The 13,530-nt window shown below is 40.1% G+C and carries 9 protein-coding genes and 4 tRNA genes; 10 read left to right on the forward strand and 3 right to left on the reverse strand.

The annotated features are described in order from the left end of the window. The first annotated feature begins 264 nt into the window (after positions 1-264). The 4 genes from K5Q58_RS08640 to K5Q58_RS08655 all read left to right on the forward strand — a co-directional run bounded on the left by K5Q58_RS08640 (position 265) and on the right by K5Q58_RS08655 (position 7,364). Positions 265-2,067, forward strand: coding sequence for an aryl-sulfate sulfotransferase (locus tag K5Q58_RS08640; protein WP_220753544.1), 1,803 nt, complete (start codon positions 265-267; stop codon positions 2,065-2,067). A gap of 293 nt (positions 2,068-2,360) precedes the next feature. Then, entirely contained in the window at positions 2,361-3,761 is a 1,401-nt protein-coding gene (locus K5Q58_RS08645; RefSeq protein WP_259651292.1) for an MFS transporter, read from the forward strand. A gap of 69 nt (positions 3,762-3,830) precedes the next feature. Further along, positions 3,831-6,209, forward strand: a complete 2,379-nt coding sequence (locus K5Q58_RS08650; protein ID WP_259651293.1) for a GH36-type glycosyl hydrolase domain-containing protein — start codon at positions 3,831-3,833, stop codon at positions 6,207-6,209. 267 nt (positions 6,210-6,476) lie between these two features. Continuing rightward, the gene (locus K5Q58_RS08655) at positions 6,477-7,364 is read left to right on the forward strand and encodes a CBM9 family sugar-binding protein (protein WP_259651294.1); all 888 of its coding nucleotides are present in this window, start codon (positions 6,477-6,479) and stop codon (positions 7,362-7,364) included. A 143-nt stretch (positions 7,365-7,507) separates the two neighbouring features. Here the strand turns inward: K5Q58_RS08655 and K5Q58_RS08660 are convergent, their stop codons facing one another. Beyond that, the gene (locus K5Q58_RS08660; protein WP_220753546.1) at positions 7,508-8,083 is read right to left on the reverse strand and encodes a YceI family protein; all 576 of its coding nucleotides are present in this window, start codon (positions 8,081-8,083) and stop codon (positions 7,508-7,510) included. Positions 8,084-8,194: 111 nt separating this feature from the next. Continuing rightward, on the reverse strand, positions 8,195-8,746 hold the full coding sequence (locus tag K5Q58_RS08665; RefSeq protein ID WP_220753547.1) for a cytochrome b: 552 nt from the start codon (positions 8,744-8,746) through the stop codon (positions 8,195-8,197). Between the two features lie 509 nt (positions 8,747-9,255). On the opposite strand from K5Q58_RS08665, the gene K5Q58_RS08670 reads away from it, so the two are divergent. From K5Q58_RS08670 to K5Q58_RS08690, 5 genes are all read left to right on the forward strand, one after another. Next, positions 9,256-9,331: transfer RNA gene (locus K5Q58_RS08670), tRNA-Phe, on the forward strand. Positions 9,332-9,337: 6 nt separating this feature from the next. Beyond that, positions 9,338-9,413 (forward strand) — tRNA-Thr (locus K5Q58_RS08675). Between the two features lie 272 nt (positions 9,414-9,685). Beyond that, positions 9,686-9,761: transfer RNA gene (locus K5Q58_RS08680), tRNA-Phe, on the forward strand. A gap of 6 nt (positions 9,762-9,767) precedes the next feature. Then, positions 9,768-9,843, forward strand: a tRNA-Thr gene (locus tag K5Q58_RS08685). Positions 9,844-10,166: 323 nt separating this feature from the next. After that, positions 10,167-11,708 (forward strand): arylsulfatase, encoded by a 1,542-nt coding sequence (locus K5Q58_RS08690; RefSeq protein ID WP_220753548.1) that lies wholly within the window; start codon positions 10,167-10,169, stop codon positions 11,706-11,708. Positions 11,709-11,807: 99 nt separating this feature from the next. On the opposite strand, the gene nagP is transcribed toward K5Q58_RS08690, so the two are convergent. After that, positions 11,808-13,112 (reverse strand): N-acetylglucosamine MFS transporter NagP, encoded by a 1,305-nt coding sequence (gene nagP, locus K5Q58_RS08695; protein ID WP_220753549.1) that lies wholly within the window; start codon positions 13,110-13,112, stop codon positions 11,808-11,810. A 136-nt stretch (positions 13,113-13,248) separates the two neighbouring features. On the opposite strand from nagP, the gene K5Q58_RS21135 reads away from it, so the two are divergent. Then, entirely contained in the window at positions 13,249-13,383 is a 135-nt protein-coding gene (locus K5Q58_RS21135; protein WP_259651295.1) for a hypothetical protein, read from the forward strand. The last annotated feature ends 147 nt before the right edge of the window (positions 13,384-13,530 follow it).

Raw genomic sequence — 13,530 nt, forward strand, 5'->3', positions numbered from 1 at the left:
ATCGCCTAACTTTATTTAGTGCAGATTATTGATGACGGGCTATTTTTGTATCCTGCAAGCATACATCTGATAGCTGCCTTGCCTAAAGATAACATCTGATTATTTAAGTTAAACATTCAAAAAGTTCCCGAATTTTGACAGAAATTTCATATTCGTGACTCTTCTTAAAAATCAGAAATATAGTCAGTTCTTTGTTAGCTAAGCAACAATAATAAAAAAAGATAACGATTATACTCATCGCAATTGTTTCTAAAGAGAATACTGATGATTAAGCCACTCATTTACACCATATTGGCAGTAAGCCTTAGTGTATCAATCCCTATGGTTAGTGCAGATCCACTTGGAATGAAACCCTTTCCGGTACCTGATGCACCTTTAGGCTACCTAGTTCATAACCCTTATGAAAACGCACCACTAACAGCATTAGTCACTTTAGATGGCCACACAATTTCAAATGTTGAAGTAACTGTTCATGCCAAAGACGACACAGGTGTAAGCATTCACTATCAAGTTGATGATATGCGCGTAATGAGTGAAGGTGGCGTCCCGATTTTTGGCCTATACCCTGCTCTCATGAATCACTTCACGGTTAATTGGACAGAAAATGGCAAGCAACATAGCCATGATTACCAAATGCTAACCCCTGACATCGACATGGGCTTTTCAGAAAGCCAATGGGCTAAAGCGCCCCTTGTCGAAGTTAAGCATGTTGATGCCGACTTTACAGACCGCCTATATTTTCTAAACTGGACGAATCCGGACGGTAAAACTGGCCAGCTTGCCCATAATAACCCTGATGCACCGGGGGCATTTTCTTGGGATGGTAAGCCTGGATTTTTTATCATAGATACTGCTGGTGATATCCGCTGGTATTTAAACCCTTACACCACCCACGATTCAAAATCTTTTGATAATGCGGGTTACGCCATGGGGATGAACGTCACCGAAGATGGCAACATGGTTTGGGTGCAAGGCCAAGGCTGGAAAAAGATGTCTCTGATGGGCAGAATGATTTCTGAGCATAGCCTGCCCGGTAATTTTATTGATGCATCACATGAAGGTATTGAAGGCGCAAACGGCAATATCTTTATTCGCGCAGCTGCCAAAGATTATCGCCGCCCAGATGGTAAGTTAGTTAACACCATCCGTGACCAAATTATCGAAGTCGATACTACAGGGAAACTCGTTGATTACTGGGACTTAAACAGCATTTTAGATCCTATGCGCGATGACGCCTTGTTGTCGTTGGATGCTGGCGCTGTATGCCTTAATATCAATGCAGCACAAGCTGGACACCAAACAACCTTAGAAGACTTACAAAATGCTCCTTATGGCGACATCCATGGTGTCGAAACAGGCCGTAATTGGATCCATGTAAACTCTATAGATTACGATGCCACTGACGACAGTATTATCATCAGTTCACGTCACCAATCCGCCGTAATTAAAATTGGTCGTGACAAGCAAGTGAAATGGATTTTAAGCCCATCACAAGGCTGGTCTGAAAAGTTTACCGATAAACTGCTAACACCAGTAGATAATAAAGGTAACAAGCTAAACTGTAATGAAAAAGGCCTTTGTCGCGGCACTGACTTTGATTTCTCTTACACCTCACACACTGCGTATTTAGTGCCTGAAAAAGGTACCTTAACCGTTTTTGATAATGGTGATGGCCGTCATTTAGGTCAACCAATGTTTGCTAGCGAAAAGTATTCTCGCTCAGTCGAATACAAAATTGATCAGCAAAACCTAACGGTGCAACAAGTGTGGGAATACGGTAAAGATGAGCTGGGTTATGAAGGCTATTCTCCAGTCACCTCTATTGTTAAGTATCAACAAGACAAAGACAGCATGATGAGCTATTTTGCTTCTGCAGGCTTGTTCGGGTTAGGTGGTGGCTACGGTAACCTTAAAATGGATGACACCACAGGCAAAGTGCAGTCAATTTTAGTTGAACATCGTTATGGCGAAACCAAACCTGCTGTGCGGATTAATATTAATAGCCACGATATGTTTGCTACAGGCTATCGCGCTCAAGTTATCCGCCTGCAAGAAATGCTCAAGTAAATACTTTAATTAAACACGACTAAAAGTTTTACAAAACGCCCCCCAGAGCAATTTGCGGGGCTTTTTATTGGCTAAAGTTTAGCTTCCTTTCTACTTTCTGCTCTTCAATAAACCTGTTTCAAATTGAATCATAATTAAATTAACACTGGTCAAAAAATGATTAATCATTTACATTCTAACAACAATGTAAGCGCTTACACTAATTGTTAAATATAAATATTGCTAAAAATCAGTTAGCTGGAAAGTCGCCATAAATACCCAATTGGATGGAATCAACTAAGGTAATAGTAACAATGGCTCAAGAACCCAAAATGTCACCTGCAACACCTCTATCTGAAAAATTATCGCTAAAAGAAAAAGTGGGATATGCCCTTGGGGACGTGGCATCTAATTTTTATTGGCGAGTGTTTGACGTGTTCCTTTTCATCTTTTATACCGATGTATTTGGTATTTCTGCCGCAGCTGTCGGTACCATGATGTTAGTGACGCGAATTATTGATGCCGTATCAGATCCTTTAATGGGCGCATTAGCAGATAGAACCACAACACGTTTTGGTAAATTCAGGCCTTACCTTTTACTGGGTATTTTACCGATTGCCGCAGCGGGAGTGCTAACCTTCACCGTTCCAGATTTAGGTGATGATGGAAAATTAATCTGGGCTTACGGTACCTACATTTTTATGATGTTAGCTTATACATTCATTAACGTCCCATACGGTGCATTGCTAGGCGTTGTTACAGCTGACAGCCAAGAGCGTACCACCTTAACCAGTTTCCGTTTTATCGGAGCCTTTTCTGGCGGTACCTTAGTTGCTTACATGACACCAGAGCTGGTAAACATGCTTGGCAACGGCAATGAAGCCTTAGGTTGGCAGCTAACAATGGGATGCTACGGTTTAATTTCAGCAGTGCTTTTCACCCTAACCTTTTTAGCCACTAAAGAACGTATCGCACCACCGAAAAATCAGCAAACCAGCATCAAACAAGACATTATGGATTTAACCAAGAATAAGCCTTGGCTTATCTTGTTTTCACTGGCGTTGATTATCATGTTTACCATCACCCTTAGAGCCAGCACGGGCACATTTTATTTCAAATATTATGTCGGTCGTGAAGACCTCATTGGTACTTTCACCGCTGTATATATGATTTCGCTGGCAATAGGCGCCGCCTCTACTCCATTACTGAGCCGCTACTTTGATAAACGCAGTTTATTGATAGGCTTAATGAGCCTAGTGGCATTATTCTCCGCAGGCTTTTACTTAATCCCACCTAATAATTTAACCATGATGTTTATCATGCAAGCATTGATTGGTTTTTGCCTTGGCCCCAAATCGCCATTGGTATTTTCAATGTACGCTGATACCGCCGATTACTCGCAGTATAAAAATGGCCGCCGGGCTACCGCAATGATTTTCTCTGCTGCAGCATTCTCACAAAAACTAGGCGGTGCATTTGCTGGCGCCATGATTGGTTGGCTACTGTCGTCAATGGGTTATGTGGCAAACCAGCAACAGTCTCCCGATTCATTGATGGGGATTTTATTGCTTAACACTCTCATCCCTGCCGCATTCGCACTATTAGCAGTATGGGTTGTTAAACACTACAGCCTAGATGAGCAAAAAATGCAGCACATCAATCAAAGTTTGTATCCAACGAATGTGGCAGAGCCAGTAACTAATAGCCAAAAATAGTATTCATAAATAACAATCCAAATACACAATTAAATTGCTCATATCAGACACAAGTTCAGGAATAAGATAGTGATCACTTACCATCAGCAAAATGGCGCTGTAAGCCTAAATAGTCCAACTAGCATGCCAAATGCATGCGGTTTTTTGTGGAATAAAAACATGATGATTCAAATGAATTGTCGTGGGTATGCAGTTGCGCAGTTTATGCAGCCTGAACCAGCAAAATATGCTCATGGACCTGCCCTTGAAGCTAAGACTTTTATGCAGCCAGAACATGCTTACTTTAGTCATCACCCAGGGCGTTTCTTTTACATCAAAGACAATCAAACTGGCGAGTTGTTTTCACTGCCCTACGCTCCTGTAAAGCAAATGCCGACAAGCTTTGAGTTCATCGTAGATAAACATAAAATTAGCTGGAAAATAAATCACTTAGATTTAGTATGTGAGCTATCACTATCATTAAGTACCAATGATACCGCTGAGCTTTGGCAACTTAAGGTAAATAATCAAGGCAGCAAAAAACGCGACTTAAGTGTTTATAGTTATTTTCCCGTTGGTTATATGTCGTGGATGAATCAATCTGCTCGTTTTGATGAAAGCTTAAATGCCATTTTATGTGAGTCAGTAACGCCCTATCAAAAAGTTGAACAATATTTTATTCAACAAGACTTCAAAGACACCACGGTATTACTCAGTGATTTAACCCCGATAAGTTTTGAAACCAGGCAATCGGTATTTGAAGGTGAAGGTGGACTCAATAATCCTGATGCAATTAAAAGTTCACAACTTGATTCTAAACCCGCACATTACCAAACACCTGCAGCAGTTATGCAGTTTGCGATTGCCCTAACGGCCAATGAGTCAATTGAAGCTAATTTTGTTTTTGCACCAGTAAAAGATGCCAATGAGGCTGCCTTCCTAAAACAAAAGTACTTAGTTTCACCTCAAGCATTAAGCGATGCTAAACAGGATTATCAACAGTACATAGCTCAAGCTGACTACCAGCTTAAAATCAAAACAGGTACTCAAGCCTTTGATAACTTTGTAAATCACTGGCTCCCCAGACAGGTGTTTTACCATGGAGACGTCAATCGCTTAAGTACCGACCCACAAACCCGCAATTACCTGCAAGATGCTATGGGGATGATGTATATCGCCCCTGAAAAAACCAAAGCAGCCTTCATTAAAGCACTATCGCAGCAACATAAAAGTGGCGAAATGCCTGATGGCATATTGCTCAATCCAGATTCAGAGCTTAAATACATTAACCAAATTCCCCATACCGATCATTGTGTATGGTTAGTGATATGTATAGATGCTTATTTGAATGAGACTGCTGACTTTGATTTTTTAAAACAACAGATAGTTTTTATTGATGATGAAATTGGCCTCAGTGTTTTTGAACATATTAATCTAGCATTAGATTTTTTATGGTCTCAACGTGATAACCGAGGGCTTAATTACATCAATCAAGGAGATTGGTGCGATCCGATGAACATGGTCGGTTATCAAGGTAAAGGTGTATCAAGTTGGCTAAGTTTAGCCAGTGCCTATGCCATGAACTTGTGGTCAAAAATTTGCTTTCTAACTGGCCATAATGCCGATGCAGATAAGCAAATAAGCCAAGCTCAAACTCTCAATAAAGATGTCAATCAGCACTGCTGGGACGGTCAATGGTTTGCAAGAGGGATTACTGATACAGGCAAGTGTTTTGGCGTCAGTGATAATGAAGAAGGTCGAATTTACTTAAACCCTCAAAGTTTCTCGATGTTATCTGGCGCCATAACCGAGCAACAATGGCAATTAATGAAGCCGCAAATTAAACAACAACTGCAAACCCCATTTGGGATGATGATGCTTGCGCCAAGTTATACCCATATGCATGAAGAAGTCGGCAGACTAACTCAAAAATTTCCAGGTACTGGAGAAAATGGTTCTGTTTATAATCATGCTGGTGCTTTCTACATTTATGCCCTTTTCGAACGTGGCGAGACAGAAGCGGCATTTGAGTTATTACATACCATGATTTGCGCCGAATCTGAAACAGACGCCCTCACTCGCGGACAACTGCCAGTATTTATCCCCAATTATTATCGCGGCGCTTATTTTCAATATCCAGAGGAAGCAGGTAAATCAAGCCAGTTATTCAATACAGGTACTGTAGCTTGGATATATCGTATTATCATAGAGCAATTAGTTGGCTTAAAGGGCGTTAGTAACGGATTATTAATAAAGCCACATTTGCCTCAATCATTAAACGGTATCGAAGTTACTCGTCAATTTCGCAAAGCTACCATCGAATTGACAATAAAACGAAGTAAGTCAGTTTCGAGTCAGCAAGTCTTGATAGATGGTATTTCACTAAAACAGGATCAACGAGGTGAGTTTGTATTAGCGGTTGAAGCTAACAAGATTTATCAAGTACAGGTGTTATTGCCTGCAGGTTAAGTCTTTTTTATGAGTAAATTGTTTAGTAAATAAACTCAGCAGTACTGTCAATAAAAGCAACATTGCAAATACATGTCATTTTAACGACGTGAAAATAATTGGCTATAGACTCGTAGCTTATACTGCTACTTTAGACAAACTTGCATAGTACCGAGATTACACATTTCATAAGCTACCTATTGCTGCAGTTATAGCATTCGTTATAGCGTGAGTTATAGCTCTTGAGGTAGCTAATAAATATTAAGTAAAATCCATATTGGAGTGAAAATGGCTAAGGAATGGTTCAAAGAGATATCGCATGGTTTACCTATACCTATAAAAACGCAACAGCTTTTAAGCTTTAAACTTCGTCAGGCTAAACCATTAATGACAGTGCTTATCATGTCGGCAATGTTTAGTGATCTAGCTATAGCAGCGGAAGATTCAAAACATGTTGAGCATCAACATGAGACAATTGAAGTCAACTACGCGGCTAATGACATAATTATTGATGGTAAACCTGATGAAGCCGATTGGCAGCAGGCGAATTGGCACCCGATAGATCACATGATTTTAGGCCCAGAAGTTTCAGCTAATGACTTTAGTGGTCGTTACAAGCTGCTATGGCGAGAAGACCAACTCTATTTACTCACTGAAATCGTAGATGATGTTTTATATGACCAAACTGCAGATCCTACTGTGCTTTATTGGGACGATGATACGGTTGAAGTTTTTTTAGATGAAGATGCCTCAGGTGGCGAACATCAGTTTAATCATAATGCTTTCGCATATCACGTCGCGTTAGATAGACAAGTCGCTGACTTCTCCACTCTTAAACAAGCCATGACCTTTAACGAACATATTGAAACAGTTTGGGCTCGTGATGCTATTGATCCTAAAAAAATATACTGGGAAATGGCTATTCACATCTTTCCCGACAGCTATGATGATAGTCTAAGTGCCTTCCCTCTTAAACATGAGCAAGCTAACCAAGTATCACCGGTTAAGTTATCTGCGGGTAAAGTCATGGGGTTCATGCTGGCTTATTGTGACAATGACGGTTCTAAACAAAGAGAGAATTTTATCGGCTCTCATCCAATAAAAGCAGTTGATGGTGATATGAATCGAGGTTATAAAAATGCTGACGTATTCGGTAAAATCAAACTGATTAAATAGCTGTTATCTGGTGTTTTAAATACCTATAACAGACACAAAAATACCGCTATTACTTTACTGTTTTAGGTTTACTGTTTTAGGTAAAGTTAAGCGGCATTATTTTATAGCCAGATAGCGGTCGGCTTATGGCATCAATCTCAAACCTATTGCTTTATACCTTCAACAATAAGATCTAGAGTCACATTGGCAGAAGCAGGCCCTAAGTCCATTTTTATGCCGAAATCTTTCATAGCAAATTCAGTAGTTCCTACAAAACCGGCACGGTAACCGCCCCAAGGATCTTTACCTTCTCCAATAAACTCAGCGTCTATTGCTACTGGCTTAGTCACACCGTTTAACGTTAAATTGCCATTCAATACAAATTGACCATTACCTTTATCCTCAACGCCCGTTGATACGAAATTAGCCTCAGGGAATTTGCCTGTATTTAAAAAGTCACTACCACGTAAGTGCTTATCGCGTTCGGCGTGGTTAGAGTCAACACTCGTGGTATTAATAGTGACATTAATTTTTGCATCGGTAACTTTGTCAGCATCGTAACTGAAGTTACCGCCAAAATCATTAAAACGACCAGCGACAAAGCTATAACCTAAATGGTTAACTTTAAACTGAATTGAAGCGTGAGCACCCTGAGTATCAATAACATAGTCGGCAGCATTGGCGCTTAACGGCATTAACAGTGCAGAACCGATTAAGGTAGCGATAAGTTGCTTTTTCATTTGGTATTTCCTTATTAAATTCACTTTGTCAGTAAGTTTTGGTAATGGGTAAATCTTAAATAAAACGTAAAATCTAGATTGTTAATTCTTAGCCACATAAAGCTTTAATATCTATTTTCGTACTGGCTTTATCATTTTGACTAAGGTGTTATCTTTATCAATAAATTGATGCTTAATTGCCCCAGCCCCATGGATTATCACCAATCCAATTAGACTGTAAGCTAGATACTCATGAACAAGCCCTGCAATATCTTCTTGATTAGTTATAAAGCTCCCTAATGAAGGCACTTCAAACCAATCAAAAACCATAATCCCGCGACCATCAGCCGTTGAAATAAGAAAACCACTCGCCATAATAGCTAGCATTAACAGGTATATCCCTCGATGAGCCCATTTTGCACTTTGCTGCTCCCATGGTTTATGAGCAGAATCCGCTTGAGGTTTAACTGAAATGAAACGCCAAACTAACCTCAACAAAGTCAAACCAAACAGTAAAATACCTACACTCTTATGGATATCTGGCGCTGTTTTGTACCAACTACTGTAGTAAGTCAAATCAACCATCCACAAACCTAGGCCAAATAAACCAATTACCGTTAATGCACTAATCCAATGAATTAGGATACTTATTAACCCATATCCCATTTTCGAGTTTGCTAACATCAAGCTTGTCCCTTTGATTAATATGGAATTGATTTTATAGATCAAATAATAATATAAAATCGCAAAATTAAGTCAAAATCTTTCGATTTAATAGAAAGGTTTAATTTATGCCTCACCAAGAGGCTAACATCGACCTTGGATTTAATGTGATTACTGTTGAATAACAGAACAAAACAACGGCAATAACTGTAGCGATTAACCCTGACGTTGTAACTTCCGAGCCCAAATGGACAAGTAAACACCGCCAATAAACAGCTCCAGCAAGCTTTAAATGTGTAATAGTGGCTCCCAATCGCAGCATAAAGGCGTTTAACCTAGTTTATAACGTTAAAAAACACCCATTTTGGATACTAACTAGCCGAACAACTAAAAAGATCTAAAAAAGCACTTGCGCGATTAAAACCATCCCTATAATATGTGCGCACTCCAAACGACACAGGCTCTAACAACTTAGCAATAAGTAACGTTAGCATCTAGTTTGAAGTAGCAAACTAACGCTTAGTTTAGTTGCCCGAATAGCTCAGTCGGTAGAGCAGAGGATTGAAAATCCTCGTGTCCCTGGTTCGATTCCGGGTTCGGGCACCATATTTAGCCGGCATAGCTCAGTTGGTAGAGCAACTGACTTGTAATCAGTAGGTCCCGAGTTCGACTCTTGGTGCCGGCACCATATACAGAACAGCCACTCAATAGAGTGGCTTTTTTGTGTCTTATTTTCAGTTATAGAGTCATGAATCCTGCGAATAAGTTTACGATAACCTTGTAATTGCTCACTAATGCAACATGCAGTTATCCATTCGCAATAAAAGCTAAAAAAGCACTTGCGCGATCAAAACCATCTCTATACTATGTGCGCACTCCAAACGACATAGGCTCTAACAACTTAGTAATAAGTTACGTTAGCATCTAGTTTGAAGTAGCAAACTAACGCTTAGTTTAGTTGCCCGAATAGCTCAGTCGGTAGAGCAGAGGATTGAAAATCCTCGTGTCCCTGGTTCGATTCCGGGTTCGGGCACCATATTTAGCCGGCATAGCTCAGTTGGTAGAGCAACTGACTTGTAATCAGTAGGTCCCGAGTTCGACTCTTGGTGCCGGCACCATATACAGAACAGCCACTCAATAGAGTGGCTTTTTTGTGTCTAAAATTCACTAAAGACTCCCCCCTTTAATTGCCAAATAATAACCTCAACTTCTCCATACTAAATAAAAAGTTTGATCCTTACCTGTCATCTCACTGTATTAGTTATTGTTTAAATTGGTTTAGTTTTAAGCAATCACAGAATCAGTGTCTATACTAAAAAACACCATTACTAATTGTAAACAAACCTAACGGCTACTTGCTTAACTACTAATTTAGCTGCTACGTTCATTACTGGTGTTTTTTTCACCAAACTTAAATCTTCAGTCATATAGGGAAATAAACATGGTTAGAATGAAGAAGTTCCTAGGCGTAACAGCTGCCGTTACCTTAGGTTTACTATCTGCCAGCGCGAATGCGGCGAGTAAACCTAACATTTTAGTTATTTGGGGCGACGATATTGGGCAAGCGAATGTCAGTGCATACACATTTGGTTTAATGGGTTATCAAACCCCAAGTATCGATAGCATCGCTAAAGAAGGCATGATGTTCACCGACTATTATGGGGAACAATCATGTACAGCTGGTCGCTCAACCTTCATTACAGGACAAAGTGTATTCAGAACAGGTCTTAGTAAAGTTGGCCTTCCTGGTGCTGATATAGGCTTACAGGCCGAAGATGCAACCATTGCAGAGGTATTAAAACCATTAGGGTATGCCACTGGCCAATTCGGTAAAAATCACCTTGGTGATAAAGATGAATTTTTACCAACAGCACATGGATTTGATGAGTTTTTAGGTAACCTTTATCACCTCAACGCAGAAGAAGAGCCAGAAAATATAGATTATCCAAAAGACCCTGAATTCCTAAAACGATTTGGTCCTCGTGGGGTGATTAAATCATCAGCAGATGGAAAGATTGAAGATACTGGCCCTCTCAATAAAAAGAGAATGGAAACCATTGACGATGAAACTGTTTCAGCAGCTATCGACTTTATGGAGAAAAGCGTTAAGTCTAAAAAACCATTTTTTGTATGGTGGAACGGCACGCGTATGCACTTCCGTACTCATATAAAACCTGAACTACAAGGCTCAAGTGGCCTAAGTAATTACGCCGACGGTATGGTTGAGCATGATAACCATGTTGGTCAGCTGCTTAAAAAAGTCGATGATTTAGGCATCAAAGATAATACCATCGTATTTTACTCAACTGATAATGGCCCACACATGAATACTTGGCCAGATGCTGGTTTAACACCATTTAGAAGTGAGAAAAACACCAGTTGGGAAGGTGCATTCCGCGTACCAGCGATGGTGAGATGGCCAGGTAATATTGAGCCAGGTAGTGTGTCGAATGAAATAATGCATCACATGGATTGGCTGCCAACATTTGCAGCGGCTGCAGGTGATACTAAAATCAAAGATAAACTCCTTAAAGGCTACAGCGCCAACGGTAAAAAGTTTAAAAACCACCTTGATGGCTATAACTTCCTCCCTTACCTAACAGGTAAAGAGAAAGTTGGTCCACGTGAAGAGATATTCTACTTCACTGATGATGGTGATTTAGCGGCACTTCGCTATAAAAACTGGAAAGCTGTTTTCTTAGAGCAACGCGTAACAGGTACTCTACAGATTTGGGCAGAACCTTTTGTTGAACTTCGTTTACCTAAGATTTTCAATCTTCGTATGGATCCATACGAAACAGCTGACCGCACCTCTAATACTTATTATGATTGGTTAATCGACCGAGCATATCTGTTAGTTCCAGCACAGGCGTATGTGGCGACATTCTTAGAGACATTTAAGGAATACCCACCAAGACAAAAAGCGGCAAGCTTTAGCTTAAAACAGGTTATGGAAAAGCTAGAACAACCATCGAATCATTAATGATATAAATTAGCTTTCAAGATAAAAAAAAGCCACTCAACAGAGTGGCTTTTTTTATTGGGAAAATAAGTTATAACGGTTAAACCCATTGCAACTGACTTAGGATTTCCAGCTAGTCATTTTATAACCTTTCACGGCATAAAATAAAATGAATAAGTAACATGGGATCATCACTAAGTACCCGCCCTGCATGCCTAAAGACGTTGCAGAACTTGTCAGTCCCCAGAACACAGGACCAAATGCGCCACCAGCAATACCCATAATTAATAGTGCAGAACCTGTGCTGGTTAACTTACCCATACCCGATAATGCCAATGGCCATACTGCTGGCCAAACAATCGCATTAGCTAAACCTAAGAAAGCAATCATCAATAAGGTATCTGGTAATTGAGCGCCGCCAAATGGCACCAATATCATGTTAGCAACCGTGAAGGACTCGCTATCACCAAACACAATACCAAGCGATAAGATAACACCCAGCACAGCACTTATTAACAAGGCATTTGGTTGAGATATAAATCGTGGAATACAGATAATCCCCAAGCTATAACCAATTACCATACAAACCATAGTGTATGACGTCATCACACCATAATTTTCAACACCTAAGGTTAATGCGTATGTGCCGATAGTGTCGCCAGCAATAACTTCTACCGCCACATAAACAAACAATGCAACCACACCTAAAGCAAGGTTAGGTCGTGCTAACGCTTCTTTAATTTGGCCTTTGCCTGATGCTTCTTCAGCTTCTTGCTCTAATTCTGGTAAAGGAGACTTCTTAACAGCAAAAGCTAACACACCTATGAATATTGCCATGCCTAAGTAAGGAAGAATCAAGCTGTTGGCCATCTCATCAATCTGAATTTGAGTTAGCGTAGTGCCGACGCGATCTTTAAAACTATCAAGAATGAGTGCGGTAAATACCATAGGCGCAATAACTCCTGCACCTTTATTCAAAATCCCCATTACACTCACACGGGCTGCGGCAGACTCTTCAGGACCTAAACGAACCACATATGGATTAACTGCGGTTTGTAATAACGTCTGCCCTGTTCCCATCACCAACTGCGCTAACAAAAACAATGGAAATATTTGGGTCTTAGCGGCTGGTATAAACATTAAACCAGCGACCATCATGATCCCCATACCCAATGCCATTCCAGACTTATAACCCACTTTACGAATAACCCAAGCAGAAGGTAACGCTGTAAAGGTCACTGCGATATAAAATGAGAACAAGATAAGTGAAGCTTGAAACGGAGTGAGTTGAAGAATTTGTTTTAGATACGGCATCAAAGAGCCGTTTAGCCAAGTCGCAAAACCTAGAACGAAAAAGAGAATAGCGACAATCGCCATTGGCAGTAAACTGCTTTTTTGCTGACTGTTGTTCATTGTAGTTTCCATAAACCTGCTTCTTATTATCATTAATAACTGGCATTAATCTAAGATTATTGCCCCATATGAGTCTTATTGTTATTGAGGTTTTTAGCAGTACCATGATGCCGAATTGTTAATTCATTTCATAGTAATTACGCGATTCATGTTAAAACATAAACACCCCAAAGACAACGCTGTCATTCCATTAACTGGTACAACCATAACAAGTGAAAAATCAGGCTTTAAAAACTTCCATCAAGCCAAACACTTAAAACTACGCGGTCAATCGGTAAACTAGGATCTGTTGTTCTTTCAAGTTTGTTTTAGCACAGAGTTGTTGGCCACTTATACAAGGCAGAGACTTTGTGGTGTAGTTACACCTACATAAAAAGTCGATAATGCAGTAAAAATCGCTAACAAACTCTGCCCAAAGGGTTCGACTAAA

The sequence above is a fragment of the Shewanella sp. KT0246 genome (genome assembly GCF_019654955.1).
GTDB lineage: Bacteria > Pseudomonadota > Gammaproteobacteria > Enterobacterales > Shewanellaceae > Shewanella > Shewanella goraebulensis.